The organism is Sphingosinicella sp. BN140058 (assembly GCF_004135585.1).
Classification (GTDB): Bacteria; Pseudomonadota; Alphaproteobacteria; order Sphingomonadales; family Sphingomonadaceae; genus Allosphingosinicella.
This window is the reverse complement of record NZ_CP035501.1, coordinates 2,890,161-2,916,971: the sequence shown is the minus strand read 5'-3', so window position 1 is coordinate 2,916,971 and position 26,811 is coordinate 2,890,161. Positions and strand designations below refer to the sequence as shown.

The window sequence follows — 26,811 nt, the reverse complement described above, 5'->3', positions numbered from 1 at the left end:
ATGCCGCTCGGGCGCGCAAGCGCACGCCCCCCTTATGCTGAGGATGTAGGCGCTCAGCGCCAGATGAGCAACAAGAGCAGGAACAGGACCACGACGAGCCCGAGCGAGATCGGCAGAATGTACCGCGTCATATGCGGTGTCGCACCCTGCCGTGCCCGTGTCGTGTCGATATGCGGATCGCCCTCGTTCATGGTCCCTCGGTTCCACTCGTTACAGGTAGGCAACGCCTGCTGAACGAGGGGGTTCCGCGACTATTTGGATCAGGCGGGGATCGTCGCCTGATCGAAGAACAAAGCCTGGGCGATCGCCGCCTTCACCGTCGAGCGCTGGAAGGGCTTGGTGATCAGGAAGGTCGGCTCCGGCCGCTCGCCGGTCAGCAGGCGCTCCGGGAAGGCGGTGATGAAGATCACCGGCACCTGGAATTCCTGCAGGATGTCGCGCACCGCGTCGATCCCCGAACTGTCGTCAGCGAGCTGAATGTCGGCGAGAACCAGGCCGGGGCGGCGGGCGAGCGCCTGCGCCACCGCCTCGTCGCGGGTGACGGCAACGCCGGTGACCGAATGGCCGAGATCGCGCACGATGGTCTCGATGTCCATCGCGATGATCGGCTCGTCCTCGATGATCAGCACTTCGGCGCGGGTCTGGCGCTCGATCTCGGCGAGCGCTTCGGCGACCAGGCGCTCGACCTCGTCGGGCTGGGCGCCGATCAGGTAACCGGCATCTTCGGGGGTGAAGCCCTCCATCGCCGTGAGCAGCAGCGCCTGGCGCGACAGCGGCGTGATGCGGGCGAGCCGGGCCTGGGCGATGCTCTCCGGATCCGCGCCCGAACCGGCGCCGGGATCCTCCTCGATATTGGCGGACGACCAGATTGCGTGGAACGTGCGGTAGAGGCCGAGCCGCGGATCGACGTCGCGCGGAAAATCGTTCGGCGCGGCGACGATCGCCTCCAGCGTCGCCCGCACGAAGGCGTCGCCATGGCCCTGGCTCCCCGTCAGGGCACGGGCGTAGCGCCGCAGAAACGGAAGATGGGGGGCGAGATCCTGACCAAGCGACATGTTCGTTACGACTCCTATTCGATTCCCCGGGGTGTATTGAGAGTGTGCAACGTGCTTTGCAACCCCGCCCCGGAACAGGCACGAGCGCGGGTGCCATGGTCGTAAAAACCGTGAGCCCGCCTCGCTTGAAGGGGTGGAACCAATGGCGGAGTTTTTTGTTTCCAACGCCAATCGTGCGCGCTTAACTCGCGCGCGGCGGGGCTTGCCTGATCCAGCCGCCGGACACCGTCGGTGGATGGCTACTTGTTCGGGCATGCTCTTTTTATCTAGGCAGCGGGCGCGGCGTCCGGCCGTGAGGGGTAATTGATTTTGACTTTCGCAGACGAACAGGATGGTGAGCGCCGGCGCAAATCGGCACCGTCACCGGATGCCCAGGGCGCGAACGAGACCAAGCCGCGAAAGAAACGTGCGAACACGCCCGAGGTCGGCCATGCGCTGCGCGCGGCCTATCAGCAGACGATCAACGAGGACATTCCGCCGGACCTGCTCGATCTGCTGGGGAAGCTTGGCTGAGCCTCGCCGCAGCTGCGGCCAGACACCGTGACTGAAACCTTGAAGAGCTGGTTCGCGACTCGCTTCGCACGCCTGTCCACGGGCGTGAAGATGCTGTTCATCCTCAGCACCTTCCTGCTCCCGCTCGGCCTGATCGCGATCTGGGCCTCGATCCAGAGCGCGCAGCAGAAAACCCAGGATCGCGCCGAGCAGACCTTGAGCCGTCTCGAGGTCAAGGCGCAGCGGATCAACGCCACCCTCGCCCGCGGCATCATCACCATCGGCACCGCCAGCGGGGCGATCGCGCTCGCTCCGCAAAATGCGAAGATTTGCGAAAGCACGCTGCAGCGGCTCGAACACGGCCCGATGCCTGGCCGCTATGCGCTGTTCGCCGATTCAATCCGCCCGCGCTGCGCCAGCCCCGGCTTCGCACCGACGGCCCGCGCAGGCCGCTTCGCGCGCCGCCACAGCCTAGCCGAAATCACTCCGGACGGCGAGGCCCTGCAACTTTACGTGTTCGGTGATCACGGCGTGCTCGAAGGAGTCGCCGAATATTCGCGCGAGACCCTCTCCAAGCTCACCGCGATCCCCGGCACGCCGGAAGCGTTCGATCTCACCCTCGCCCAGCAGGGCGGCGCCGGCACCATGGTGCTGCGCGACGAATATGAGCAAGGGCCGTTCGTCCGCACCGTCTCGGGCAGCCACCCGGTGGCCGATCGGCAGCTTCGCCTCGATCTGTCGGCAAGCGCGGTCCCGATCACGATCCTGGAGGCGCTGACCATCCTGCTCCCGGTGCTGATGTGGCTCGGCGCCTCGGTGATCGGCTGGTTCGTCGTCGATCGCTATCTCGTCCGGCCGTTGAAGCGCATGCAGCGGCTGGTCTCGGCCTACCAGCCGGGTGACCGCGACTTCGGTCTGCCGCGGATCAAGTCGCCGGCCCGCGAGATCGCCGAACTCGGCCTCGCCTTCGAAGGCGTCGCCCAGACGGTGGCGCGGCACGAGGCCGAGCTCGAGGCGGCCGTCGAGCGCCAGACCCGGCTGGTCCGCGAGGTCCATCACCGCGTCAAGAACAACCTCCAGGTCGTCGCCTCCCTGCTCAACATCCATTCGCGCGGTTCGGCGAACGAAGCGGCGGCAGCGGCTTATGCCTCGATCCAGCGCCGGGTCGACGCGCTCGCCGTCGTCCACCGCAACCATTATGCCGAGCTCGAGGAAAATCGCGGGGTCGCGCTCAAGCCCCTGGTCTCGGAGCTCGCCGCCAATCTGCGCGCGACCGCGCCCGCCAATGCCGCCAACATGGCGATCCGGCTCGATCTCGAGCCTTATTACGCCACCCAGGACGTCGCCGTCTCCGTCGCCTTCCTGGTCACCGAAGTGGTCGAGTTCGCGATGTTCCATGGCGCCGGCGCCGTTCAGGTGTCGCTGACCGGCGAGGGCGCGACCGCGTCCACCGCCCAGCTCATCCTCGAATCAGACACCCTGCGCGGTCAGGTCGAGACCGACGAGAGAGTCGCCGACCGCTTCGAGAGGATCGTCACCGGCCTGTCGCGCCAGCTGCGCAGCAACATCGACCGCAACACCGACATCGGCCGCTACGCGCTGGCGATCGCCGTTGTCGACAAGGCCGATCGCGGCTGAACCGGAGGCGGTGCACCGCCCTCGGCTCTAATGGCTCAGCGGCTGCGATCGTCCAGCCCGGGCTCCTCGTCGTTGGATTCGGGGCGGGCGGCATTGCCGCGTTTGGCGTCGGCGACCGTGCCCGCATCCTGGCCGACCGCATTGGCGCTGTCGACGTTGCGCTTCTCGTCGCGATGGACTCCGCTGAGGTCGCTATGGGGGGTCGTCTTGGGAGGCTGCGCCACATTCTGTCTCCTGTAAGGAGCCGATCGGCTCCGGGGCTTTCCAGTGTGAACAGGCACGATCGCGATGGGGTTGCGAGAAAAATGCGGCGCTAACGATTTTTTTTGGATCTGTGCGGAACCGGGGCACTGTTTCGTCGTTGTGTACTTCGGATAGTGACCTTTTGCCCCCCCGCTCTCGCTATCCAGAACATGAGCCCGGACGCGCCAACCTCCCCCCCCCCCGGTGGCGCCTCCGGGCTCAACACATTCCAGGATGCTCGCTCTCGCCGCTCCGTACCGGGGCGGCTTTTGTTTGTGCCCTCTTCCGTGGCACGGCCGCTCCGGAACCATCCCGTTCGACGCGAATTTTAGCTGCACATGCTGAGCGCGCCTGGCGCGCTTCCAACTGCCTCAGGAGACACGCCATGGTTCGTAAGCTTCTTTGCCTCTTCGCGGTGACCACCAGCCTGGCGCTTGGCGCGTGCAACACGGTCAAGGGTGCCGGCGAAGACATCAAGTCGGTCGGCGAGGCCGGCGAAAAGGCGATCTAAGATTCTGCCCAGCGCGAAAAGGCCGCCTTCGGGCGGCCTTTTTTTTGCCCGTGCGGGCGGCCTCACGCGGCGCCGGCGGCGACGTTCCCGTTCAACAATCCCCGCACCTGATCGGCTGAGAGCGGCCGTCCCAGGTGGAAGCCCTGGCCAAAGGCGCAGCCGAGCGCGCCGAGCTGCTGCACCGCCGCCTCGCACTCGATCCCTTCCGCGACCACCGGCAGATCGAGGCTGCTCGCCAGGCTGGTGATCGCGCGGACAATCTTCAGCGCATCGGCATCGCGGTCGAGCGCAAGCACGAACGAGCGGTCGATCTTGATCTTGTCGAACGGCAGCATGCGCAGGTGCTGCAGCGACGAATAACCGGTGCCGAAATCGTCGAGCGCCACCTTCATGCCCTGGTTCTTCAACGATTCGATTGTCCGCCGGGCATTGTCGGCGTCGACGATCAGCGCATTCTCGGTGATCTCGATGCCGAGCCGATGCGGCGGGAAGTTGAGCCGGATCAGCGTACCGAGGATCTTCTCCGACAGCCACGGATCCTTGAGCTGGACCGGCGAAATGTTGATCTCGATGCTCAACGCCGGATCCCATTCCAGCGCGTCGCGGCAGCCCCGCTCCAGCAACTGCAGCATCAGCTCGTTGATCAGCCCGCTTTCCTCCGCGACCGGGATGAACTGATCGGGGCCGATCTCGAACCCGTCCGGCCGCGGCCAGCGCGCCAGCATCTCGAAGCCGACGATGCGGCCGCTCGCGAGTTCGACCAGCGGCTGGTAATACGGGCGGAATCCGTCCGCCAGGATGGTCTCGCGAAGCTGGCTCTCGAGCTCCGAGCGCCGCTTGATCTCGGCGTCCATCAGCGGTTCGAAGCAGCGGTGCTGGCAGCGCCCGCCTTCCTTCGCTCGGTACAGAGCGATGTCGGCCCGGCGCATCAACGTCTCGCGGTCGACGGCGTCGGCCGGGAACAGGGAAATGCCGATGCTCGCGCCGATATGATGGACGAAGCCGCTGATCGCGAACGGCTCGCTCATCCCCTGGACGATGCGGCGGGCGATCCGGCGCGGCGCGTCGCCGTCCTCCGGCCCGGTCTCGACCACGATCGCGAATTCGTCGCCGCCGAGGCGGAAGGCACGGGCGACATCGCCGGTGAGCGCCAGCAGGCGCGCGGCGACTTCGCGCAGCAGCTGGTCGCCGGCGAGATGGCCGTGCACGTCGTTGATGCTCTTGAAGCGGTCGAGATCGACGATCAGCAGTCCGAAGCCCGGCGCCTCCCCCGGCGCGGCCATGCTGCCATCGAGCAGGTCGCTGAGCGCGCGCCGATTGGGCAGCCCGGTGAGCGGATCGTGATAGGCGAGATCGTGGGCGCGCTGCTCGGCGTCGCGCGCGCGCTCGCGCTCGGCGAGGATTTCGGAGCGCGACGAGATCACTTCCAGGAAGCCGCCGTAATTGGTACTCAGCATCCGCAGGATCAGCGCCATGACGACGACGAGATCGACGCCGAGGCCGATCAGCAGCCATTCGGCCGAGAGCAGCAGGCGCAAGGTCATCGGCGCGGCGCCGCACAGCAACACGAACCGCGCCGATCCGGGCAGGCATTGCAGACAATAGGCGCAGCTGGTCGCACCGATGAAGATGTAGAGCGCGATGCAGGTGCGCTCGGCGAGATCGGCATTCTCGAACAGCAGCATGCCCCAGCCGCCGAAACCGAGGCTGAGCACGGCCGAGGTGGCCAAAGTGAATTTCAGGTAGCGGCGGATCGTTTCCGGCGATCTTTCCTCGCGGCTGCGCCGCAGCCACACGATCGTCCGCACCAGCGCCGCGAAGCACAGCAAGGCCGGCACGCCGAGGCTCTCCATGTGGGGAACGTCGCGATACATGGCGAAGCTCAGGAAGCAGGCGTCGACCGCCATCAGCGCGTACATGAACGGGATCTGCGCGGCGAGCGTTCGGAACTGCTCGCGCAGCAGGGCCCGGTCGCTCGCGCTGGCCGTTCCGACCAGATCGAACGCGTGCCACACCGACGCCGCCATCCGTTTCAACACACAAAGCCCCTCACGCGCCGATTCCCCTGCGACTTGCACATGCTGGTCCAGCCGGGTTGAAATGGGTTTAACGGGCCACCGGAAACGGATACGGTAGCGTCCCCAAGCGGCAGTAAACGCGCCCTATTGTTCGGGAACAGATGCTCTTCAGACGAGTCGTTGCCGCTGCTGCGCCAATCTTCCGGACGGGCCGCGCCGGCGAAGGACTTCGCTTGAGCGGTGAACTCGGCAGCTCGTTTCGCGTTCGACACGACAGGAGGACAATGCTCGTGAACAGGATCATCCCGCTCGGTCTGTGCCTGACCGTCGCTCTGGCAGGCTGCGCCGGTGGCGGCGACCGCCCGCAAAGCGCGGCCGGGATCGCCGGCCGGACTCTCCAGGTCACCGCTGCCAACGGCCAGGTGTCGACCCTCAGCTTCGGGTCGGACGGCGGCGTCCGCGCCAGCTTCAACGGCCGCGACGTCTCCGGCCGCTGGGCGATGGAGAAGCAACGCCTCTGCTTCACCTGGGGCGGCAGCTTCCGCGAATGCTGGCCCTACGCCACCCCCATCCGCCGCGGCGAAACCCGCTCGATCACCAGCGACCGCGGCAACGTGGTCAAGGTGCGGGGGTAAAGGTCAAGATGCCGCCGGCGCGGCGCTGAAGCCCGAGGCGCCCCTCCACCGCCTTCGGCGGTCCCCCTCCCCATCGCCTGCGGCGACAGGGAGGAGAGGTATTGGTGCCCTTGGTTTCCTCCCTGTCCGCGAAGCGGATGGGGAGGGGGACCGCACGAAGTGCGGTGGAGGGGCCGACGGCCTAAGAGGAGGAACCACCCGCGCAAGCGTTCAAGATGTGCTGGAGAACCCCCTCCGGGTTGGTGAACACCTCCTCGGCGTTGATCCGCAGCACGGAAATACCGCGTTCCCGCAACCACGCATCACGCGCCGGGTGATCGCCCATCTCATGCGCATTCCCATCCACCTCGATCCCCAACCGAACCGCCGCGCAATAGAAATCCAGCACGAACGGCCCCACCGGATGCTGCCGCCGGAACTTGAAGCCGTCCGGCCGCGGACGTAGAAGGTCCCAAAGCATCGCCTCAGGGGGCGACAAGCTCCGCCGCATCGTCCGCGCTTTCGCGACAGTGGACCTACTGGTGCTCCGCACAGCCCTCCACCAGTTTCGACGATCAGGTCCGGCGCGGATGCAGCGCCCGGCTCAGCCCTGCGTCTCCGAAGCCTGCGCCTCGATCGCGGTACCTTCCGCCGCCGCGTCTTTCGCCCGCCTGCGCTCGGTGAACCAGATCGCGATCAGCGAGGCTTCGTAGAGCAGCCACAAGGGGATCGCGAGCATGAACTGGGAGACGACGTCGGGCGGAGTCGCCACCGCGGCGATGACGAAGGCGACGAGCACGGCGTAGCGCCGCCCCTGCACCAATTGGGTGCGGGTGACGATGCCGGCGCGTTCCAGCAGCATCAGCAGGATCGGCAGCAAAAAAGCGACGCCGAAAGCGAAGATGAACTGCATCACCATCGACAGATATTCGCCGATGGCGGGCAGCGCCTCCTGCTCGATGCCGCCAAGATTGCCCTGATATTTCAGGAAGAAGCGGAATGCCGTCGGCATCACCACATAATAAGCGAGCGCACCGCCGGCCAGGAACAGGATCGGGGTCGCGATCAGGAAGGGCAGGAACGCCTTCTTCTCCTTGGCGTAGAGTCCCGGCGCTACGAACAGCCAGATCTGCATCGCGATGATCGGAAAGGCGAGGAAGAAGGCGGCGAACAAAGCCACCCGCACTTCGGTGAAGAAGGCCTCGTAGAGCTTGGTGTAGATCAATTTGCCCTGGCCGGCGCCGAACGCCTTGACCAGAGGCTGGGCGAGAAAGGCTAGGATCTTGTCGGCGAAATAGAAGCAGCCGGCAAAGGCGACGCCAAGCGCCGCGAACGACCAGATCAGCCGCCGGCGCAGCTCGATCAGATGGTCCATCAGCGGCGCACGGCTGTTGTCGATGTCGCGGATCACGGCAGTTCCCGGCGCGGGGCGGCGCCCTCGGATTCGTCGCCGCGCGGCGACGGATCGGACAGGAAGCTCAACTGGGTGTCGGACGCAGGCGGCGCCGCAGGTGCGTCAGTTCCCGGCTCGGCAGCGGGCGGCGGCGCGGTGCGCGGCGGCACTGCATTGGCGGCGGCGGCGGTGTGATCGGAGGCACGGGTGCCGCGCTCGCCGACGTCTTCGTCCTCGGCGCCCTGCGGCTCGCTCCACGGCTCGGCCGCGGCCGGCGGCGCCGGCGCGGGGTCGGTCACCGGCGCGGCGAGCGCGACCGGATCGTCCCAGCTGGTGCCGAGCGGATGCTCGCGCATGATCCGCTCATTTTCCTCGCGCCACTTCTTTTCCATTTCCTCGAGCTCGGCCTCGCGGATCATGGTGTCGATCCCCGATCGGAAATGGCGCGCCATGCCGCGGGCGCGGCCGACCCATTGCCCCACGGTGCGCATCACCCGCGGCAGATCCTTCGGGCCGATCACGATCAAGGCTACGATCGCGACGACCAGCAGCTCCGAATAGCCGATGTCGAACATGCCGCCCGGGCTTTGAAATCAGGGCTCGCGGCGCGGCGGAGCGCCGTCGAGATCGCGGCTGCGATCGGCCGGCACTTCGAGCGTGGTCTCGTCGCGCAGCCGCGGCGGCGGCGCGGCTGCGGTCGGCGTACGGGGGGCCTCGTCATCCTCCGACATGCCCTTCTTGAAGCTCTTCAGCCCCTTGGCAACGTCGCCCATCATGTCGGAAAAGCGGCCTTTGCCGAACAGAAGCAGGATGATGATCCCGACGATCAGCCAATGCCAGATGCTCAAACCACCCATGGGACCTCTCCGAATGCCGTGCGGACTAGATAGGGATCGAGCAGGACCGGCTCAACGGTCCATCTTCCTCCCTGCGGGGAAGCGCTCCTGTCCCCGTCCGCCCGCGCTCCGCCTGTAGCCCCACTTGGCCGCGGCGCAAAGCGTTTCGGGACACCGGCCTTCAGTCGCCCTCGGGGCCGGTCTCCAGCACCAATTGCTCCATCGCCGCGTCGATCGGATCGAGCAGACCTGCCGCCTTCAAATCGTCGATGCCCGGCAGATCGCGGCGGCTCTGCAGGCCGAAATGGGCAAGGAAATCGGCCGTCGTCGCGTAAGTGAGCGGCCGCCCCGGCACTTCCCGGCGGCCGGCCGGGCGGACCCAGCCCGCCTCCATCAGCACGTCCAACGTCCCCTTGGAGATCTGGACGCCGCGGATCGCCTCGATCTCGGCGCGGCTGACCGGTTCGTGATAGGCGATGATCGCCAGGGTCTCGACCGCGGCGCGCGACAATTTGCGGCTTTCGTCGCGCTCGCGGCGGAGCAGATGCGCCATGTCGGCCGCGGTTTGAAAATGCCAGCGCCTGGCCCGCTCGACGAGGTTGATGCCGCGCCCGGCATAATGGGCTTCGAGCGTCGCCAGCGCACCTTTGACGTCGATCCCGGCGCCGACATGCTCCTTTATGTCGTCGACGCTCATCGGCTCCGACGCCGCGAACAGCACCGCCTCGATCGCGCGCAGATCGTCCGGAAGCTCGCCGCTCATCCGCAATTCCTCTTGCGGCCCGGTCATGCCGACCGCACGTAGAGCGGCGCGAAGGCATCCTGCTGCTCGATCTCGAGCTTGCCGCGCTTGGCGAGCTCGAGCGCGGCGACGAACGAGGAGGCGAGCGCCGACTTGCGATATTCGCCGTCCTGGGTCTCCGGCAGGAAGCTTTCGAGCCGGGTCCATTCCATGCGGATGCCGAGCATGCGTTCGACGCGGGTCAGCGCCTCGTCAAGGGTCATCACCGGCCGCCGCCCGACGACATGGATCGCCGGCTCGTTGCGCGCCCGCATCGCGCCATAGGCGGCGATCAGATCGTAGAGATCGACCTGCCACAGCGCCTTCCTGACCACCCGCAGCCCTTCCGGCACGCCGCGCAGGAAGACATCGCGGCCCAGTCGATCGCGCGCCATCAGCCGCGCCCCCGCCTCGCGCATCGCCGCCAGCCGCTGCAGGCGCAGCTGCAGCCGCATCGCCAGCTCCTCGGGCGAAGGATCCTGCTCGGGATCCTTGGGCAGCAGCAGACAGGATTTCAGGTAGGCGAGCCAAGCCGCCATCACCAGATAATCGGCGGCGATCTCCAGCTTCAATTTCTTCGCATCGGCGATGAAGGCGAGATATTGCTCGACCAGAGCCAGGATCGAGATCTTCGCCAGATCCACCTTCTGCGACCGCGCCAGGGTCAGCAGCAGATCGAGGGGCCCCTCCCACCCGTCGAGATCGAGCGTCAGCCGATCGGCCGACCCGACCTGCGGCGTATCCTCGAACAGGGTCTCGGTCTCGTCCATCGCGGCGAGACTAGCAGCGCTCTTGCGCTTGGGCACCCCTCCTCAGATCCTCGCACCGCCCACAGGAGCTTCAACCGGCCAATGAAACACCCCTCCCTGCAAGGGAGGGGACGGGGGTGGGTGCGTTCTCGCCCCCTCGATGGGGGCGTGGACGCCTCAGCACCAGCGCCGGAACCGGAGCACTTCTCGGCATCCCATCAGGTTACCATTTGGACGGGTAGACCAAACTCCGCCCTTCCCCGGCCTTCTCTCCTAACGGGGAGAGGGTATCAGCGCGCTCCGGATCGGCTCCACCCAGCCGTCCTTGTCCATGTCCCACACCAGAAAGTTCGAATCGAACTGCCAATAGGCCCAGGGAAAGCCCGCCGCCTCGGCCTCTTCGCGGATCGCCTTGGTGTAGGCGACGCGCTGGTCGATCGGCGTGCCGGACATGTCGTAGGCGCCGAATTCGCCGAGCAGCACCGGGCGCCGCTGCGCCTTCGCCCAGGCGGCGACCGTGGCGAAGTCGCGCCGCGCCTGCAGCCGCCCGTCCTCGCTCCACTGGACGCCCTTCACGTCCTTCATGTCGCCCGCCCACGAGGCGCCCTGATGGGTGAAGCGGAACGGCTCGTAATAATGGAAGGTGACGAGGATGTTGCGGTCGGCCTCCGGCAGCTTCAGCGTCTTCAGCTGCGCGAAATTGTTCCACTGGGTCGGCCCGATGATCACCGTTCGCGCCGGGTTGCTGGCGCGGACGATGCCGAGCAGCTCGGCCGAGAGCGTGTTCCAGGTGTCGGCGTCGAGCGGACCATAGGGTTCGTTGAGCAATTCGAACGCGACGCTCGCCGGCGCTCGCGCGTAGCGCGGCGCGACCTGACGCCAGAAAGCGGGCAGCTTCACCTTGCAGGCCGGCAGATCCTTGGCGCAGGCATCGAAGTCATGCTCGTCCAGGATCACGCCGAGCCCGGCCTTGCCGGCCTCGCGCACCACCCAGTCGAGCCGTTCCAGCCATTTGGGATCGAGCCGGTTCCGTTCGTCCATATGCTCGAAGGCGAACAAATTGACCCGAACGAAGTCGAACCCGCCGCGGCGTATTTCGCCGAAATGCTTCTGCTGGAAACGCGCCTTGGCCGGATCCTTCCAGATCGGATCGTAGCCGATGATGTTGACCCCGCGCCTGAACTGCGCAGCCGCGGGCGCCGCCGCCCCGGCCGGTGCCGCCTCCGCGACCCCGCACAGCAGCGCGATCGCCGCGACCAGTGCCAGCTTCATCTCTCGCAAAATCGTCATTCCCTTTCCTCTCCGCCTCTTACCGGGCGCGGCGACGGTAGAGCATCGCGCCGGAAAGTGGAGCGGTTTGCAGCGCTTGCGGGCGGCGGATTTTTGTGGCGCGTCTCCTCGTTCGATGGCTTTTCGGCATGGCTCGGCACGCGTGCGGGCTGAAGCTCTCCCGAGCGCAGTCGAAAAGTTTGTCGAAGCCCACCTTCCAACCAACGGCTCTTCCGGGCTCCGGCTCTTGCTATGTCCTCCTAAACCCGTTCGGGCTGAGCTTGTCGAAGCCCTCTCCTTCGCCTTTCGCAAAAGGAGGGATTGGAAATGGAGAAAGGAGTGGGCTTCGACAGGCTCAGCCCGAACGGGTGGTGGAGACGCAACCTTTCAAAGTTGGAAGACGGCACGGAACTGGCGCGGCAGGTCCGAACCGCACACCCCCTCCCCATGACGTCATGACGTGCTAACCTGCCCGCGCATCCGGGGGGACATGATGAAAATTCGCACCATCGCCGCAACGCTCATGATCGGCGCGCTGACCGGCGCCGCACCGGCGTCCCGCCCCGTGATCCCGAGCCTGCCCTACGTCATCGATTTCGAGCGCGGCGCCCCGCTGCTGACCGGCGGCAGCCCGGCCACGCCGCCGCGGCCAGGCACAGTTCTCCCCGTAGCCGACGCCGCTATCGCTGATCCGCCGCGCGACCCCGGCCATCCCGCCGCCAACCGCCAATTGCTCATCTCCTCGCACGGCTACGAGATGAACGCTCTGTTCCTGCTGGCAGGCGGCGCCGGCCCGAAGCCGACGCTGCTTCTCCTCCACGGTCTACCCGGCAACGAGCGCAATCTCGATCTCGCCCAGGCAGTCCGCCGCGCCGGCTGGAACGTGCTCACTTTCACCTATCGCGGCGCCTGGGGCAGCGAAGGCACCTTCTCGATCCAGCACGCGCTCGAGGACACGCAAGTCGCCCTCGCCTTCCTGCGCACGCCGGAAACGGCCCGCCGCTACCAGGTCGATCCCACTCGCCTGGTCGTCGCCGGCCACTCGATGGGCGGCTTCGCGGCCGCCTGGACCGCCGCCAACGACGCCGTAGCTGGCAACCGCAGCGCCCGCCCCGGCTTCGCGGACGCCGCGGGCCCGCTCGCCGGCCTGATCCTGCTCGACGCCTGGGACATCGGCCCGAGCACCGCCGCTTTGCGCGTCGGCGATGCCGCAGCCGCACGCGCCGAGTTCATCGCCGGCTTCGACGACATCGGCCACAGCCTCGGCCCGATCACCGCTGCCGACCTCGCCGACGAACTCGCCCGACGCGGCGCGCAATGGCAGCTGGCCGCGCTCGCCCCGCGGCTGTCAACGTCGCCGATGCTCAGCGTCTACGCGCGGCATGGTGGCGCCGCCGAGAACAAGGCTTTTGCCGACACCCTTCGCCGCCGCCCCGGCGCAGACGTCACGGCCGTCGAGCTCGACAGCGACCATGCCTTTGCGGACAAGAGGATTGCGCTCACTAGAGCGGTGGTGGGGTGGTTGGAAACGCGAGGGCAAGTGGTGAGCACGTGGCCCGGGCCGGCACAAGTGCAGGCACGGAGGTAGCGCGGCCCGATGTTCCAGGGGACACAAGGCGGAACTTTCCCCCCGAATCGGCGCGCCTCAGTGCGAGCCGATTACTGCCTCCACCCCGCCCCCAACTAACGTCTCCAGCGCCTCCCGCTGCCCGCCCTCCAGCCGCTGCATCTTCGGCGCATCTGCCGAAAATGCGTACGGCGGCACCAACCCCATCAGCAGCATGTAGTTTGCGCAACTATGTTGCGCATACGCCTCCTCGAACCATTCGAGGCCGATGATAGGATTTTGGATATTGATGAACGTACCCGGGAGCGGCGGGATCGGACTCGGCACCGGCGCATAGGGGTAGGCCAGCGCGTCGAGGGCAAGGATGGTCGCCCCAGCCCAGGCATAGACGGCCGGATCGGTATACCAGCCCCCGTAAATGTCGGGGATGGCGCCGATGTCCCACCACGCCTTGGGTACGACGTCCAGCGGATTGACGTAGATCTGCCGGAGCGGACAGGCGTTCACCAAGGCATCGACGAAGCCCTTGCTGCCCGCGGTCGGGCCGGCGAAGGTGATCGGAGTCAGCCACGCTGTCTTGGACGTCGGCAGATTGGCGACCAGCCACGGCGCCAGCACCGAGGCGATGCAGCCGCCGAGGCTGTGGCCGGTGACGAGGATGATCGGTTCGTGCCCGTCCACCTGCGGCAGATTGGCGAGATAGCCGAGCAATGTCTGGCCGTTCGAGGTCAGCGAGATCACCGACCACAAGGCGGAGACGCTGCCATTGGCGATCCATCGGTCGGCAGCGTTTAGCCAGCGCTCCTGCGGCACCGGCGTCGCATCCTCGTAAAGGTCCTCGAGCAGCCCGGCGAGGCTCGGATCGGCGGTGCCGCGGCTGACCACCGCGACCGCGAACGGCGAGGCGCCGGCCGGATCGGCGGCGGTGCCGGCGAACAGGCCGGCGACATAGAGCAGGTTGCCGTCGTCGGCATCGATCGCCGGCCCCCAGACGCAGCGCCAATGGGCGTTAGGCACCGGCGTCGACACCTTGTGGGCGACATCGTCCGGGATAGTGTCGACCGGCTCGTTATAGGCGAAGTAGGAAAGCTGGACCATGCTTGCCGCGATCACGCTCGTCGCCGTCGCCGCCTCGCACGTCGCCTGCAGGCTGCCCACCAGCGCGTCCAAGCGCTCCTTGCTCGTCATCCTGCCCTCCCTTGTTCGACGGCGTGGTCGGCCGGGCGGCCCCGGCCAAATTCGCTCCTCGGCTCGCAACCGCAATGTCGTTGGCTCCGACACGACCGCGCAAGGGAAACTCGCACCGAACTGGAGGAGGCTTGATCAAAAGCTCTCTGTCCGGCCCATTGCCCGGTCCAGCCGCCGGACCATCGAACATGCCGCGACGCTGCGCCGCAAGCGTCGTCATCGAGCGCCGGAACGGCCTGCAGAAACGCGGCCGCGCAAAAGGAGGGAGGGGGGCCGGAGCGATGATGTCTGGGGAGACTGCGTGTCCAGCGCCCCGGCCCTGTCGACGGAAGCAAGGGGGTAGCTTCCGGAACGGCGGCCTTTTACGACGCACGCGACTGTGTCGCCTAGCTGTGGATTCCACCGTACGCACAAAGCCTTACAGGGGCTCCGACCCGCTCCGGACTGCGCTTCAGGGAACCGGGAGGGCAGGCGCACGCTGGGCCGGGCGTGTCGGGGCAACGCCCCGGATCAAGCTGGCGGGCGGGACCCCTCCTGCGCCATGCGCCGCGCGGTCAGCACCGCGTCGGCAAAGGCGACCGGCGCTTCCTGCGGCAGGTTGTGGCCCGCCGCGATCGTGCGATGTTCGTGCGAAGCGGCGAACATGTTCGCCTGATCGGCTGTGCCGCCCGGCTTCAGCGGGTCCTCGGCGCCGTCCAGCGTCACCGCCGGCACCACGATCTTAGGCCTGGTTCGCAATCGCGCCTCGAGCGGCTCCAGCGCAGGATCGCCGGCTTCGGTGCCAAAGGCAAAGCGGTAGGAATGGATGACGACGTCGACGAAGTCCGGAGTGTGGAATGCGTCGGCACTGCGGGCGAAGGTCGCGTCGTCGAACCGCCAGCTCGGCGACCATTGTTCCCACAGCAAGCGGCAGAGCTCCCGCCGATGCCGCTCCAGGCACTCGCGGCCGCGCTCCCGCTGGAACAGATGCTGATACCACAACACGCTTTCGAGATGCGGCGCGACGCAGTGGCCGAGCCGCTCGACGTCGATCACGTCGTAGCTGGCCAAAGAGATAAGTGCCGACACCCGCTCGGGCCACAGCGCCGTGGCAACGCAGGAGGCGAGGCCGCCCCAGTCATAGCCGGCGAGCAGTGCGCGCTCGATGCCCAGGGCGTCGAGCAAATCGACGAGGTCCTGTCCGAGCGCGGCCTGCTGTCCGCTCCGCATCGTCCTTGGCGACAGGAAGCGGGTCGGGCCGAAGCCCCGAAGCCACGGCATGATCACGCGTGCGCCGGCCTCCGCCAGAATGGGCGCGACTTCCGCATAGGCATGCACGTCATAGGGAAAGCCGTGGGAGAGGATGACCGGCCAGCCGTCCGCCTCCCCAAGCTCCTGGTAGCCGATGCGCAGCGTCGGGGTATCGACGGTCTTCATCCATCCCTCCTCCCGATTTCGGCCGATCCGCGTATGCGCGCACCTGATCGGCGAACCCGCACTCGGTCAGCGCTCGCGGGCGAACAGCGCAGGATTGGCGATCGCCAGCCCGCTGCCGAAGACGATCGCATCCTCGACGAAGCCGGTCGCGGTCTGGCCGTATCGCCGCATCCCCCATTTGCGCGCGGCAAGCCCGACATAAGAGGAGGCGATGGCCGTGCCGACGGCGATCGTGGCCCCCAGCACACGCTTGTCACGCGGCGCCAGCGCCGCCCCCGCATAAGCGGCGGTCACGCTGCGGACGGCAAGCCCGATCGGCACCGTCCGGTCGGGCGCGGTCTTCATCTTGTCGCCCGCCATTTCGGCAGCGGCGAACGCGGCGGTCCCTGCCGCGATCACAGGGTTCAGCATCAGCGTCTGCAGCGGCAGTTCGGCTGCAATCTCCTTGCCGCGGGTGGCGGTCGCGATCACCGCCAGCGGCGTCATGCCGCGCTGGCCGGCGACCAGGCCAATGAGGAAGGAACGTAGCACAGAGTTTCTCCGATCAAGATCATGGCAGAGCGGCAGCCGGAAAGGTAACGACCAGCTGTCTGCACGGGCAGTGCACGAGCGCTTGAGAACGTCGTTTCAAACATCTTGCTCCATGAGCCTGCCCGCCCGTCGGCGGGAAGGCTTCGCCGGATCTCGCCACCGAGACGACCCGAGCAGGTTTCTCACTCGAACGGCTAATGCGGCCGGTCGGCAGGGCGAGTCCGCCGGAGCAGGCCGAGGACGCGCCAGAGCCCACGTCGCCGAAAAGAAAGTGGGCAGCGAGAGCGCACACCTTGCATCCCTCCTGCCGGACCTGTCGACGTAGCCCCGCAAGGCCGGTTCACCCGCATGCTGTCCGCCAAGGGCAACGGCCGCACCTAATCCAGACGGCCATGCCGTTGCGTGTTTCGCAACTTTCAGCTTGCACATTCAAGTCAAAATGCTAGAACAAAGAGAGAACATACGGCGGCTCGGGTCGTGAAGCACGGCAGCCGCTGCAATCCAGGTTCTGCAGGAGAGCGCGCATGCACGATCAGGCCACCCGCACCGAAGCCGGCCGCTTCCTTCCCGGCCAGAGCGGCAATCCCGCAGGGCGGCCGCGCGGATCGCGCAACAAGGCCTCGATGCTCGGTGATCTGCTCGACGAAGGCGACGTCGCCGCGATCGCACGGATGGTCATCGATCGGGCGCTGGCCGGCGACTGGCCGGCGTTGCGTGTCTGCTTCACCCGGCTGGTGCCGCCGGTCAAGGACGCGCCGATCGAGCTTGATCTGCCGAAAGTCACCTCGATCGGCGATGCCGTCTCGGCCGGATCGGCGGTGATCGTCGCGCTCGGCGCCGGTGAGATCACGCCCTGCGAGGCGCAAAAAGTCATGGCCGTGCTCGCCGCCCAGACCAGGAGTCTGCAGGCGGCCGCAAGGCCGTCCGACCAGTCTCGTTCCCGGCAAAGTGCCACCGGGAACGCAGCCGCGCCGACCTCCGCCTGTATTTCGCCTGTCGTTGCGGTCGAAATCGACCAAAAGGCCGGGGGCCGAGCAGATGGATCCTGCGCCGAGGGTCCCTCCAATCGCGGGTGTTCGACACGCGGCGAGAGCGGGAAGCGCCGCACGGGTCACGGCAACCCCGCCCGCCCGGCCGAACACGTAGCCGACGACAGCGACAACAACGCGAGCCTGTATTCGACCTGTTCTTCCGATGCGACGGCCAGCCGCGTCATCGACACCATGACATCCGCCGAGTCCTATACGGCTCAGGAGCCCAGCGCGTCTTCACGCGCTTTCGGCGCTGCCGACCTGCGGGATCACCGCGCCTCAACGCGGGCGGCCGAGCCCGTTATCGCGCCCTCCGGCTTTGCGGAGCGCCTGTATCCAGCCTGTTCTTCCGGTGGTGCGTCACATGTCGCGACCGCTGCCAAGGCAGCTGCGCCAGCGCCTGTGGCCGAGCATCCCGTCCCGCGATCCAACATCGGCGACAGCCCGCCGACCGTGCTCCCGGCCGCCCGCGCCGCGACGCGCCGACGCACGGCGCTGCGGCTGCTGGCATCGACCTGCGCCGGCCGCGTCGCGTTCGCCGTCGCCCCGAACCGCACGCGCGGCGCAATCCTGAAACCCCGTCTGCATCACGCCGCCTGACCCGGCGATCGCCCCCCATCACTCCCCTCCCTACTCAGGGAGAGCTGGGGGTGGGTGCGAACGTGCGGGCTGGACGCCCGCACGTTCCCCTCTCTCCGACGCAGCATCGGACCTTGGCCACGGCGTACACCGGCGGACGATCGTATCAGCGCTCTATTCTCCCCTACCGCGCCAGCCGAAGCACCGAAGACATGGCAAGGAAAGAGCACGCGCACGCTCAACCTTGATCATCGTTTCTGTTCTTGTTATGTTCCCGTCCGTTCGTGCCGGAACATGCTTGCCCTGTCCGTCGCGAATTCCGTCGGCTCCGGGCATCCTGCCCTTCTTGAAGGTCACGGATTGGCAAAGTTGATGGCGCGCCCCGCTTTCGCGCGGCAGCGGGGCCGCAGCCACTGCGCATCGAGCACTTTCAGTGCGCGCGTGGGCCCGCAAGGGAAATGGGGCACGCGGGCAGGCGAGCGCCGATGCAAACCTGTATTTCCCCGGTTCTACGGCTCGAACATCACAGGCGCGGCGGCGCGGCCGAACCCGGTTCAGCCCGGCCGGACGACCTCGCCGTCCGCGTTCCGCGACAGCGGCGTGTGGGCGATCACCGCCGCGGGCGGCAGGGCCCCGTAGATGTGTGGGAACAGCGCGCCGCCGCGCGATTCCTCCCACCGCACCGAGTCGCCGAGCATGGCGAGATCCACCGCGGCGACGATCAGGTTGGTGCGGCCGGCGAAATGCTTGGCCACCGTCTCGGTCAGCTGGTCCGCGGCCGAGAGGTGGATGAAGCCGTCCTGCAGGTCGATCGCCGCGCCGCGCCAGCCGCCGCGCTGCAGACCGGCGAATTCGTCGGCGTCGAGCACCTTGTAGGCGACTCTCTCCATCATTCCGCTTCTCCCCGGCGCGGCGCCGATGCGCCGCCCGTCCGTCCGCCTGTTGAATGCTGAAGAACCGACCGCCTCAGCCGTGCCGCCGCCCTGTCCCGCATCGTTCCGAAACACCATCCCGCTCGGCACATCGTGCCGAGCGCTCACTCCTCGCCCATGCGCAGCGCGGCGATGAAGGCTTCCTGCGGGATGCTGACCGAGCCGTACTCGCGCATCTTCTTCTTGCCTTCCTTCTGCTTGTCGAGAAGCTTGCGCTTGCGGCTGATGTCGCCGCCATAGCATTTCGCGGTGACGTCCTTCCGAAGCGCTGCGATCGTCTCCCGGGCGATGACCTTGCCGCCGATCGCCGCCTGGATCGGAATCTTGAACAGGTGGCGCGGGATCAGGTCCTTCAGCCGCTCGCACATGTGGCGGCCGCGCGCTTCGGCGGCGCCGCGGTGGACGATCATCGACAAGGCGTCGACCGGCTCGTTGTTGACGAGGATGCTCATCTTGACGAGGTCGCCCTCGCGGTGGCCGATCTGGTGATAGTCGAAGCTGGCATAGCCGCGGCTGATCGATTTCAGCCGGTCGTAGAAATCGAACACGACCTCGTTGAGCGGCAGCTCGTAGGTGAGCTGCGCGCGGCCCGCGACGTAGGTCAGATTTTTTTGGATGCCGCGACGGTCCTGGCAGAGCTTTAGGATCGGCCCGAGATATTCGTCGGGCACGTAGATCGTCGCCTCGATCCACGGCTCCTCGATGCTCGCAATCCGGTTCGGATCGGGCATGTCGGCGGGATTGTGCAGCTCGATCGTCCGCGCCTCGGCCTCGCCCGCCGCCTTGGTCAGGTGGATGCGGTAGACGACGCTTGGTGCGGTCGTGATGAGGTCGAGATCATATTCGCGGGTCAGCCGCTCCTGGATGATCTCGAGATGGAGCAAACCGAGGAAGCCGCAGCGGAAGCCGAAGCCGAGCGCCGCCGAAGTCTCCATCTCGAAGCTGAAGCTGGCATCGTTGAGCCTCAATTTGGAGATCGACTCGCGCAATTTCTCGAACTCGGCGGCGTCGACCGGGAACAGGCCGCAGAACACCACCGGTTGCACTTCCTTGAAGCCCGGCAAGGCCTCGGCGGCGGGACGGCGCACGTCGGTGATGGTGTCGCCGACCCTTGTTTCCGAAATGTCCTTGATCTGGGCGGTGATGAAGCCGATCTCGCCCGGCCCAAGCTCCGGCAGTTGCTCGATCTTGGGCCGGAACGCGCCGACCCGGTCGACCAGATGGGTGGTGCCGCCGGCCATGAACTTGACGTTCTGGCCCTTCCGGATCGACCCGTCGATCACCCGGATCAGGATGACGACGCCGAGATACGGATCGTACCAGCTGTCGACCAGCATCGCCTTCAGCGGCGCTTCGCGATCGCCCTTGGGCGGCGGGATCCTGGTGACGATCGCCTCCAGCACCTCGTCGATGCCGATTCCGGTCTTGGCCGAAGCGAGCACCGCATCGTCGGCGGGCAGGCCGACGATGTCCTCGATCTCCTTCTTGACCTTGTCGGGATCGGCCGAGGGCAAATCGACCTTGTTGATCACCGGCACGATCTCGTGGTCATGCTCGATCGACTGGTAGACGTTGGCCAAGGTCTGCGCCTCGACACCCTGCGCCGCGTCGACGACCAGCAACGCGCCTTCGCAGGCAGCGAGGCTGCGGCTGACCTCATAGGCGAAGTCGACATGGCCCGGCGTGTCCATGAGGTTCAGGACATAGGTCTCGCCGTCCTTCGCCTTGTAGTCCAGGCGCACCGTCTGCGCCTTGATCGTGATGCCGCGTTCCTTCTCGATGTCCATATTGTCGAGCACCTGGCTCGACATCTCGCGTTCGGTAAGGCCGCCGGTGCGCTGGATCAGGCGATCGGCAAGGGTCGACTTGCCATGATCGATATGGGCGATGATGGAGAAATTGCGGAGCTTGCTGAGATCGGTCATCGGTCTTTTCGGGAAGGTTCGGCGCTGCCCCTAGCAGGGGTGACGGCAGAATCCAAAAATTGTGGGGAGGTATCGGATCGGTGCCGGCCGCGAGACCCGGCGTCGTGCCGCTGCAGCGGACACAGTGCGCTCAAGCCACCGAAGGCGTAACAGGGAGGGCATGCGCGATGCCGCATCTCCCATCCGCGACTCCGTGCAGGATGTAGCGCCTGGACGGCACCCCGTGCGGTCCTAAGGAAGCGCCGCATGGGTGGCCCTTCTCTCACGGTACAAAGCCTTTGAGACTGCATTTTTTTCGCGAAGGACGCGTAGACCGCGACGATCGCGAAGAGGATCTGGACGACGGCCGTCAGCATTCCGGCAGTCCTCCCTGTGCCACCATCACCGTCATGCCTCGTGCGCCGACCGGATCGATGCGACCGTATGAAACGCCCACCTCGCGCTCTTGGCGTCCTTCGCGCCTTCGCGTCAGAAAGCGGCGCAATCGGCGGCTGGGCTTCAGTGGCGAAGCGAGGGCGTGGTCACGATGGCGGGGAGATTGCGAAGCGCGCGAACATCATGCGTGCTTTCATACGACCGCCGGCGAATACCCCGCGTGCCCCAGCGCCATCGGTCCACGCTCCGCGGATAGGACCAGAAAGCTTCGACATAGTTGCCGGGGGAAGAAAGCAGCGGGAACAGGAGGAAAACGCCGTTCCCCTCTCCCCCGCCGGCTTGGACGACGATAGGATGCCCTCTCACTTCAAGGACATCCCGATGAAGCGTCCCGCCCCTGCCGCCCTGCTCGTCACTGCCGCCCTGCTCGTCACCACCGCCACGCCGGCCGCAGCGGAAACTCTGCTCGTCGGCAACAAGGGCGAGGACAGTCTGAGCTTCATCGATCTCGCCACCGGCAAGGAGCTCGGCCGCGCCGCCACCGGCCGAATGCCGCACGAAATCGCGCTCTCCCCCGACGGCAGGCAGGCGGCGGTGGTCGCCTATGGCGGCGCGTCGATCGACATCTTCGACATCGCCGCGCGCACCAGACTGCGGACGATCGACCTGTCGCCCAATGCCGGGCCGCACGGCCTCGTCTGGCTGGCAGACGGCCGCCTGATCGCGACCACCGAGCGCAGCCGCAGCCTGACCATCGTCGACACGCGCAAAAGCGACGCCGTATCGACGATCCCGACCGCGCAGGAGGCGACCCACATGGTCGTGGTCAGCCGCGACGGCCGGCGCGCCTACACCGCCAACATGCGCTCGGGGACGGTCAGCGTTCTCGATCTCGAAGCGGGGCGGAAGCTGCGGGACATCGCTGTCGGCGGGGAGCCTGAGGCGATCGCGCTGTCGGCGGACGGCAAGATCCTCTGGGTCGGCGACAACAAGGGCGCGCGGGTCCAGGCGTTCTCGACCTCCGTCGACGTGCATGATCCGATCGCCGTGGTCGCGACTGGCGGCCGCCCGATCCGGCTGGCGATCAGCCCAGACGGCAAATGGGTGGTGAGTTCCGACCTCGAGACCGGCGGCCTCAGCGTGATCGACGCGAGGACGCGCAGGAAGGTGCGGGACATAAGGGTCAGCGGCAATGCCGAGGCGCAGCAGGTGACGATCCTGTTCTCGGCGGACGGCGCCAGGCTCTACGTCGCCGAGACCGGCCGCAATCAGGTGGCGGAAGTCGATTTCGCCAGCGGCAAGGTCCTGCGCCGGCTCGAGGCCGGCAAGGCCGGCGACGGCCTCGCCGTTGCGCCTTGAAGCCTCAGCCCATGGCCTGATCACCTCAGATCGGGCTGCCCGCTTTCGGCCCTGCGTGCCGAGGAGGCTTCACACTCATGGAATCGCCCGCCAGCCGCGGCCGGCGTTTCGCGGGGCTCAGGCGTAATTGCCCGTCACGCAGGGGCTGGTCGCGCCCTTGCCGTTGGCGCCCCACATGCGGAAGCCCTTCGAATCGACGTGGAAGCGGCGGCCCGAATAGAAGCCGAGGCCGATGTCATACTCACGGCCGCGGAAGCCGTGGATCTTGCAGATGCTGCGGATCATCGCGTCGCGCGACATGTCGACGCTCGCCGGAGTGAGATCGAGCGCGTAGAAATGGCGGTGGGCGCTCGCCTTGGCGCCGCCGGCGCATTGGTTGAGCGCCTCGTTGCGAAAGCCGGACAGAGCTTCGACCCGGCCGATCACCGGTTCGACATGGGCTTTCACGAATTCCAGCGTCTCGGAAATGTGCACCCACTCGCCCATCGGCGCGACTTCGAAGCGCGGCCCTGCGCATTCGCGCCAGTCGCTGGCGGTGCGCACCAGCTGCCAGGTGGGCACGACGTCCTCGACGCCGGCGGCCTCCAGATAGGATTTGAACGAAAGCACTTCGGCGCGGGCGCCGGGATCGCGCGCCAGCCAGGCGAGATAATCCGCCTTATTCTGTCCCTCGGCCATGCTCTGAGCGAGCGTCGGGGTGGCGAAAAGCGCGGTAAGCGCCAGCGCAGCAAGCCGGATTAGTTTTTTCATATCAACAAGATAGTGCATTTCCCGAGAGTTTCAACATGCGCCCGAGTCGTTGCGATCCCGTGCTAAACACGTCTTCCCCTCCCCGCCAAGAAAAGGTTGCATCCATGTCGGCGGGCCGTGCGTTGAGCGGGACGAAGGGGGAAGATCATGCAGGCCGGCAAAGCTTCAGTGCGCGCACCGGCGGCACATGCCCGCGTCGAGCGTGTCTCATCCGCTTTGCAGCGGCACCGCCGCTCCCTATCTCTGCGCCGCATCCTGCACACCACCCGCCAGTCTCTGGCCCTGATCGCCGACCGCGGCCGGCCCGGGCCGCCTCCTCAATTCTGACGCAAAGTCCTCATGCTCTCCCAGCCCTCCCGCCTGCTCGATCCCTCGCGGCATCTCGATGCGATCATCGACAATACCGAAATGGCCCTGTTCGTCATGGACGCGCGGCAGCAATGCGTGTTCATGAACCGGGCGGCCGAGACGCTGACCGGCTACCGGCTCGACGAGATCAAGGGTCGCACCCTCCACGAGGCCGTCCACCATCGCCACCCCGACGGCCGCCCCTACCCGATCGAAGACTGCCCGATCGATCGCGCCTTCCCCGAGCGCAACCGGGTCCAGGGCGAGGAGATTTTCGTCCACAAGGACGGCCATTTCTACCCGGTCGCCTTCACCGCCTCGCCGATCCGCAACGAGGCCGGCGAACCGGTCGGCACGATCATCGAGGCGCGCAACGTCGCGGCCGAGCACGCCAGGGATGCGGCGATCGGTGAAGCCGAGGATCGCTACCGGCTGGTCGCGCAGGCGACCAACGACGCGATCTGGGACTGGGATCTCGCCACCGATCACATCCGCTGGAACGAGGCTGTGCAGACCCTGTTCGGCTATGCGGCCGATTCGGTCGGCCCGAACGGCCGCTGGTGGAAGGACACCATCCACCCGGACGATCGGGGCCGGGTGGTGGAGAGCATTCAGGCGGTGATCGACGGCGTCGCCGACAGCTGGAACGCCGAATATCGGTTCCGGCGGGCGGACGGCAGCTATGCGGACATTCTCGATCGCGGCGCCGTGCTGCGCAACGGCACCGGGCGCGCGTGCCGGATGATCGGTGCGATGCTCGACTTGAGCGAGCGCAAGGCGGTCGAGACCGCGCTGAAGGAGAGCGAGGCGCGGCTGCAGGCGATCGCCGACTCGATCGATCAGATGATCTGGGCGACGCGCGCCGACGGCTATCACGATTATTTCAACAGCCGCTGGTACGAATTTACCGGAGTTCCGGCGGGCTCCACCGAAGGCGCCGGCTGGAACAACATCTTCCATCCGGAGGATCGCGACCGCGCCTGGGCGGTGTGGCAGCATTCGCTCGAAACCGGCGAACCCTATCATATCGAATATCGCCTGCGGCACCGTTCGGGCGAGTATCGCTGGGTGCTCGGCCGCGCCCAGCCGGTCCGCGACGCCGCGGGGCGGATCACCCGCTGGTACGGCACCTGCACCGACATTCACGACCTGCGAGTTGCCCGGGACCAGCTGCGGGCGATGACCACAACGCTTGAGCAAAGAGTGGCGGAACGCACCGCCGACCGCGACCGGATCTGGCGGCTGTCGACCGATCTGATGCTGGTCGCCGGCTTCGATGCGACGATCTCGGCGGTGAACCCCGCCTGGACCACCCTGCTCGGCTGGTCCGAGGAGGAATTGATCGGCCGCTCCTTCCTCGATCTCGTTCATCCCGACGATCGCGAGGCGACGCTCGCCGAGGCCGGCCGCCTGTCCGACGGACTCACCACCTTGCGGTTCGAAAACCGCTATCGGCGCCGGGACGGATCCTATGCCTGGCTGTCGTGGACGGCGGTGCCGGACACGCAGTTCATCCACGCGGTCGCCCGCGACATCGATGCCGAGAAGCAGGCGGCCGAGGAGCTCGCCCGCGCGCAGGAAGCACTCCGGCAGAGCCAGAAGATGGAGAGCGTCGGCCAGCTGACCGGCGGCATCGCCCACGATTTCAACAATCTGCTGACCGTCGTCACCGGCAATATCGACATGGCCAAGCGCGCGCTCGACGCCGCCGGCGCGCCCGATCCGCGCGCCCGGCGTGCGCTCGAAAATGCGATGAAGGGTGCCGAGCGCGCCGCCGCTCTCACCCAACGGCTGCTCGCTTTCTCGCGCCGCCAGCCGCTCGCACCGAAGCCGCTCGACGTCGACAAATTGGTCGTCGGCATGTCCGATCTTCTGAACCGCGCCCTTGGCGAGACCGTGCAGCTGGAGATCGTGACGTCCCCCGGCCTGTGGCGGGTCGAGGCCGATCCCAACCAGCTCGAGAGCGCGGTGCTGAACCTTGCGGTCAACGCCCGCGATGCCATGCCCGAAGGGGGGCAGCTGACCATCGAGACCGCCAATGCCCGGCTCGACGAGGAATATAGCGCCCAGCATGCCGAAGTTGCGCCCGGCCAATATGTCGTGATCGCCGTCACCGACACCGGCGAGGGCATGGGCCGCGAGACGATCGAGCGGGTGTTCGAGCCTTTCTTCACCACCAAGGAGGTCGGCAAGGGCACCGGCCTCGGGCTGTCGATGGTCTATGGCTTCGTCAAGCAGTCCGGCGGGCATGTGAAGATCTATTCGGAGCTCGGCCACGGCACCACGGTCAAGATCTATCTGCCGCGGCTGATGAACGATGTCGGCGCGGCCGAGGAGACCAGCCTGACCAGCGGCCTGGAGGTCAGCCGCGAGGCCGAGACGATCCTGGTCGTCGAGGACGATGACGACGTCCGCGCCTACACCGTCGAATGCCTGCGCGAGCTCGGCTACCGGGTGCTCGAAGCGCATGACGGCCCGTCTGCGCTGCGCCTGCTCGAGCGCCAGGATCGGCCGATCGATCTGCTGTTCACCGACGTCGTCATGCCGGCCATGTCGGGCCGCGAGCTGGTCGAGATCGCGCGCGGGCGGCAGCCCGATCTCACCGTGCTCTATACGTCCGGCTACACCCGCGACGCGATCGTCCATGGCGGCCGGCTCGATCCCGGCGTCGAGATGATCGCCAAGCCGTTCACCTATGCCGCGCTGTCGCAGAAGGTGCGCGACATGCTCGATCGCGGCCGCACCGGCCGGGTGCTGGTGGTCGAGGCCGAACCGACCGTGCGGCTGCTGGCGATGGAGGCGCTGACCGCGGCCGGGTACGCGACCGAGGAAGCCGCCACTGCCGGCGAAGCCCTCGGCAAGATTCGCTCGGCGCAAGGGCGCTACGATGTCGTCCTGATCGATCGGAACCTCGGCGACCGCAGCGGCGAGACCCTCGCCGCGGAAGTGCGCGCCCTCCACCAGGATCTGCCGATCCTGATCACCGCCGAGACCGGGGAAGCGGCGCTGCGCGACGCCTTCGCCGGCGATCGCTGCACCGGCGTGATCGGCAAGCCTTATACCGGCGCCAAGCTCGCCGACGCCCTGCGCAGCGTCGGCGTGAAGTGCCAGCGGGGATAGGCGCCGCTCGCCAACGCTGCAGAGCACGCCCCTCCCGCATTCAGGAAGGGGGTGGGGGTGGGTGCGCAAAGGCGCGCTCGATGCCCGACTT

Annotated in this window: 25 protein-coding genes; 8 read left to right on the top strand and 17 right to left on the bottom strand. The window is 67.0% G+C overall.

Translation table 11 applies throughout. The annotated features are described in order from the left end of the window. Positions 1-53: 53 nt before the first annotated feature. On the bottom strand, positions 54-191 hold the full coding sequence (locus tag ETR14_RS28355; protein WP_165356429.1) for a hypothetical protein: 138 nt from the start codon (positions 189-191) through the stop codon (positions 54-56). Between the two features lie 69 nt (positions 192-260). Next, positions 261-1,055 carry a response regulator gene (locus tag ETR14_RS13295; RefSeq protein ID WP_129385236.1) on the bottom strand — a complete coding sequence of 265 codons (795 nt, stop codon included), beginning with the start codon at positions 1,053-1,055 and terminating at the stop codon, positions 261-263. Between the two features lie 303 nt (positions 1,056-1,358). Between ETR14_RS13295 and ETR14_RS13290 the strand changes: the two genes are divergently transcribed. Then, positions 1,359-1,568, top strand: coding sequence for a NepR family anti-sigma factor (locus ETR14_RS13290; protein ID WP_129385234.1), 210 nt, complete (start codon positions 1,359-1,361; stop codon positions 1,566-1,568). Between the two features lie 27 nt (positions 1,569-1,595). Further along, entirely contained in the window at positions 1,596-3,185 is a 1,590-nt protein-coding gene (locus tag ETR14_RS13285) for a sensor histidine kinase (RefSeq protein ID WP_129385232.1), read from the top strand. A gap of 35 nt (positions 3,186-3,220) precedes the next feature. Here ETR14_RS13285 and ETR14_RS13280 read toward each other — a convergent pair whose 3' ends face one another. After that, on the bottom strand, positions 3,221-3,409 hold the full coding sequence (locus tag ETR14_RS13280) for a hypothetical protein (RefSeq protein ID WP_129385230.1): 189 nt from the start codon (positions 3,407-3,409) through the stop codon (positions 3,221-3,223). 404 nt (positions 3,410-3,813) lie between these two features. Between ETR14_RS13280 and ETR14_RS13275 the strand changes: the two genes are divergently transcribed. Next, on the top strand, positions 3,814-3,939 hold the full coding sequence (locus tag ETR14_RS13275; protein ID WP_129385228.1) for an entericidin A/B family lipoprotein: 126 nt from the start codon (positions 3,814-3,816) through the stop codon (positions 3,937-3,939). 62 nt (positions 3,940-4,001) lie between these two features. Here the strand turns inward: ETR14_RS13275 and ETR14_RS13270 are convergent, their stop codons facing one another. After that, on the bottom strand, positions 4,002-5,966 hold the full coding sequence (locus ETR14_RS13270) for a bifunctional diguanylate cyclase/phosphodiesterase (protein WP_129391833.1): 1,965 nt from the start codon (positions 5,964-5,966) through the stop codon (positions 4,002-4,004). A gap of 281 nt (positions 5,967-6,247) precedes the next feature. Between ETR14_RS13270 and ETR14_RS13265 the strand changes: the two genes are divergently transcribed. Further along, positions 6,248-6,592 carry a hypothetical protein gene (locus tag ETR14_RS13265; protein ID WP_129385226.1) on the top strand — a complete coding sequence of 115 codons (345 nt, stop codon included), beginning with the start codon at positions 6,248-6,250 and terminating at the stop codon, positions 6,590-6,592. Between the two features lie 181 nt (positions 6,593-6,773). On the opposite strand, the gene ETR14_RS13260 is transcribed toward ETR14_RS13265, so the two are convergent. The 7 genes from ETR14_RS13260 to ETR14_RS13230 all read right to left on the bottom strand — a co-directional run bounded on the left by ETR14_RS13260 (position 6,774) and on the right by ETR14_RS13230 (position 11,620). Continuing rightward, the gene (locus ETR14_RS13260) at positions 6,774-7,052 is read right to left on the bottom strand and encodes an endonuclease domain-containing protein (protein WP_243455511.1); all 279 of its coding nucleotides are present in this window, start codon (positions 7,050-7,052) and stop codon (positions 6,774-6,776) included. 123 nt (positions 7,053-7,175) lie between these two features. Then, entirely contained in the window at positions 7,176-7,979 is an 804-nt protein-coding gene (tatC, locus tag ETR14_RS13255) for a twin-arginine translocase subunit TatC (protein WP_243455917.1), read from the bottom strand. Next, positions 7,979-8,539 (bottom strand): Sec-independent protein translocase protein TatB, encoded by a 561-nt coding sequence (gene tatB, locus ETR14_RS13250; RefSeq protein ID WP_129385222.1) that lies wholly within the window; start codon positions 8,537-8,539, stop codon positions 7,979-7,981. Before tatB ends, tatC begins: the two co-directional genes overlap by 1 nt. 18 nt (positions 8,540-8,557) lie before the next feature. Next, the gene (locus ETR14_RS13245; protein WP_129385220.1) at positions 8,558-8,821 is read right to left on the bottom strand and encodes a twin-arginine translocase TatA/TatE family subunit; all 264 of its coding nucleotides are present in this window, start codon (positions 8,819-8,821) and stop codon (positions 8,558-8,560) included. Positions 8,822-8,981: 160 nt separating this feature from the next. Further along, positions 8,982-9,563, bottom strand: a complete 582-nt coding sequence (gene scpB, locus ETR14_RS13240) for an SMC-Scp complex subunit ScpB (RefSeq protein WP_129385218.1) — start codon at positions 9,561-9,563, stop codon at positions 8,982-8,984. A 23-nt stretch (positions 9,564-9,586) separates the two neighbouring features. Then, entirely contained in the window at positions 9,587-10,351 is a 765-nt protein-coding gene (locus ETR14_RS13235) for a ScpA family protein (RefSeq protein WP_129391827.1), read from the bottom strand. Positions 10,352-10,603: 252 nt separating this feature from the next. Further along, positions 10,604-11,620: a glycoside hydrolase family 5 protein gene (locus tag ETR14_RS13230; protein ID WP_243455510.1), complete on the bottom strand. Its 1,017-nt coding sequence runs from the start codon at positions 11,618-11,620 to the stop codon at positions 10,604-10,606. Between the two features lie 469 nt (positions 11,621-12,089). Between ETR14_RS13230 and ETR14_RS13225 the strand changes: the two genes are divergently transcribed. Beyond that, the gene (locus ETR14_RS13225) at positions 12,090-13,187 is read left to right on the top strand and encodes an alpha/beta fold hydrolase (protein WP_129385216.1); all 1,098 of its coding nucleotides are present in this window, start codon (positions 12,090-12,092) and stop codon (positions 13,185-13,187) included. 57 nt (positions 13,188-13,244) lie between these two features. Here the strand turns inward: ETR14_RS13225 and ETR14_RS13220 are convergent, their stop codons facing one another. The 3 genes from ETR14_RS13220 to ETR14_RS13210 all read right to left on the bottom strand — a co-directional run bounded on the left by ETR14_RS13220 (position 13,245) and on the right by ETR14_RS13210 (position 16,301). Further along, positions 13,245-14,354: a hypothetical protein gene (locus ETR14_RS13220; RefSeq protein WP_129385215.1), complete on the bottom strand. Its 1,110-nt coding sequence runs from the start codon at positions 14,352-14,354 to the stop codon at positions 13,245-13,247. Between the two features lie 510 nt (positions 14,355-14,864). Further along, positions 14,865-15,770, bottom strand: a complete 906-nt coding sequence (locus ETR14_RS13215) for an alpha/beta fold hydrolase (protein WP_129385213.1) — start codon at positions 15,768-15,770, stop codon at positions 14,865-14,867. A 66-nt stretch (positions 15,771-15,836) separates the two neighbouring features. Then, positions 15,837-16,301 (bottom strand): DUF4126 domain-containing protein, encoded by a 465-nt coding sequence (locus ETR14_RS13210; RefSeq protein WP_243455509.1) that lies wholly within the window; start codon positions 16,299-16,301, stop codon positions 15,837-15,839. 524 nt (positions 16,302-16,825) lie between these two features. Between ETR14_RS13210 and ETR14_RS13205 the strand changes: the two genes are divergently transcribed. Then, positions 16,826-17,932 carry a DUF5681 domain-containing protein gene (locus tag ETR14_RS13205; protein ID WP_129385211.1) on the top strand — a complete coding sequence of 369 codons (1,107 nt, stop codon included), beginning with the start codon at positions 16,826-16,828 and terminating at the stop codon, positions 17,930-17,932. Positions 17,933-18,465: 533 nt separating this feature from the next. On the opposite strand, the gene ETR14_RS13200 is transcribed toward ETR14_RS13205, so the two are convergent. Both ETR14_RS13200 and lepA read right to left on the bottom strand, forming a co-directional pair. Continuing rightward, a complete protein-coding gene (locus ETR14_RS13200) occupies positions 18,466-18,804 on the bottom strand; it encodes a DUF952 domain-containing protein (RefSeq protein ID WP_129385209.1) in 339 nt (112 codons plus the stop codon). A gap of 143 nt (positions 18,805-18,947) precedes the next feature. After that, the gene (lepA, locus tag ETR14_RS13195; protein ID WP_129385207.1) at positions 18,948-20,768 is read right to left on the bottom strand and encodes a translation elongation factor 4; all 1,821 of its coding nucleotides are present in this window, start codon (positions 20,766-20,768) and stop codon (positions 18,948-18,950) included. A 756-nt stretch (positions 20,769-21,524) separates the two neighbouring features. Here lepA and ETR14_RS13190 point away from each other — a divergent pair. After that, positions 21,525-22,502: a cytochrome D1 domain-containing protein gene (locus tag ETR14_RS13190; RefSeq protein WP_165356428.1), complete on the top strand. Its 978-nt coding sequence runs from the start codon at positions 21,525-21,527 to the stop codon at positions 22,500-22,502. Positions 22,503-22,619: 117 nt separating this feature from the next. On the opposite strand, the gene ETR14_RS13185 is transcribed toward ETR14_RS13190, so the two are convergent. Further along, positions 22,620-23,252, bottom strand: a complete 633-nt coding sequence (locus tag ETR14_RS13185; protein WP_165356427.1) for a D-Ala-D-Ala carboxypeptidase family metallohydrolase — start codon at positions 23,250-23,252, stop codon at positions 22,620-22,622. A 339-nt stretch (positions 23,253-23,591) separates the two neighbouring features. Between ETR14_RS13185 and ETR14_RS29190 the strand changes: the two genes are divergently transcribed. Continuing rightward, complete coding sequence (locus ETR14_RS29190; RefSeq protein WP_129385201.1) at positions 23,592-26,720, top strand: PAS domain S-box protein; 3,129 nt, start codon at positions 23,592-23,594, stop codon at positions 26,718-26,720. Positions 26,721-26,811 lie beyond the last annotated feature (91 nt).

What these genes read in the sequence shown, in the direction of transcription:
- ETR14_RS13220 (WP_129385215.1), bottom strand. Translation starts at nt 14,354, where the DNA reads ATGACGAGCAAGGAGCGCTTGGACGCGCTGGTGGGCAGCCTGCAGGCG.
- ETR14_RS13260 (WP_243455511.1), bottom strand. Translation starts at nt 7,052, where the DNA reads ATGCTTTGGGACCTTCTACGTCCGCGGCCGGACGGCTTCAAGTTCCGG.
- scpB (WP_129385218.1), bottom strand. Translation starts at nt 9,563, where the DNA reads ATGAGCGGCGAGCTTCCGGACGATCTGCGCGCGATCGAGGCGGTGCTG.
- ETR14_RS13275 (WP_129385228.1), top strand. Translation starts at nt 3,814, where the DNA reads ATGGTTCGTAAGCTTCTTTGCCTCTTCGCGGTGACCACCAGCCTGGCG.
- ETR14_RS13270 (WP_129391833.1), bottom strand. Translation starts at nt 5,966, where the DNA reads ATGGCGGCGTCGGTGTGGCACGCGTTCGATCTGGTCGGAACGGCCAGC.
- ETR14_RS13190 (WP_165356428.1), top strand. Translation starts at nt 21,525, where the DNA reads ATGAAGCGTCCCGCCCCTGCCGCCCTGCTCGTCACTGCCGCCCTGCTC.
- ETR14_RS13225 (WP_129385216.1), top strand. Translation starts at nt 12,090, where the DNA reads ATGATGAAAATTCGCACCATCGCCGCAACGCTCATGATCGGCGCGCTG.
- ETR14_RS13235 (WP_129391827.1), bottom strand. Translation starts at nt 10,351, where the DNA reads ATGGACGAGACCGAGACCCTGTTCGAGGATACGCCGCAGGTCGGGTCG.
- ETR14_RS13185 (WP_165356427.1), bottom strand. Translation starts at nt 23,252, where the DNA reads ATGAAAAAACTAATCCGGCTTGCTGCGCTGGCGCTTACCGCGCTTTTC.
- tatB (WP_129385222.1), bottom strand. Translation starts at nt 8,539, where the DNA reads ATGTTCGACATCGGCTATTCGGAGCTGCTGGTCGTCGCGATCGTAGCC.
- ETR14_RS13215 (WP_129385213.1), bottom strand. Translation starts at nt 15,770, where the DNA reads ATGAAGACCGTCGATACCCCGACGCTGCGCATCGGCTACCAGGAGCTT.
- ETR14_RS29190 (WP_129385201.1), top strand. Translation starts at nt 23,592, where the DNA reads ATGCTCTCCCAGCCCTCCCGCCTGCTCGATCCCTCGCGGCATCTCGAT.
- ETR14_RS13295 (WP_129385236.1), bottom strand. Translation starts at nt 1,055, where the DNA reads ATGTCGCTTGGTCAGGATCTCGCCCCCCATCTTCCGTTTCTGCGGCGC.
- ETR14_RS13200 (WP_129385209.1), bottom strand. Translation starts at nt 18,804, where the DNA reads ATGATGGAGAGAGTCGCCTACAAGGTGCTCGACGCCGACGAATTCGCC.
- ETR14_RS13245 (WP_129385220.1), bottom strand. Translation starts at nt 8,821, where the DNA reads ATGGGTGGTTTGAGCATCTGGCATTGGCTGATCGTCGGGATCATCATC.
- ETR14_RS28355 (WP_165356429.1), bottom strand. Translation starts at nt 191, where the DNA reads ATGAACGAGGGCGATCCGCATATCGACACGACACGGGCACGGCAGGGT.
- lepA (WP_129385207.1), bottom strand. Translation starts at nt 20,768, where the DNA reads ATGACCGATCTCAGCAAGCTCCGCAATTTCTCCATCATCGCCCATATC.
- ETR14_RS13230 (WP_243455510.1), bottom strand. Translation starts at nt 11,620, where the DNA reads ATGACGATTTTGCGAGAGATGAAGCTGGCACTGGTCGCGGCGATCGCG.
- ETR14_RS13205 (WP_129385211.1), top strand. Translation starts at nt 16,826, where the DNA reads ATGCACGATCAGGCCACCCGCACCGAAGCCGGCCGCTTCCTTCCCGGC.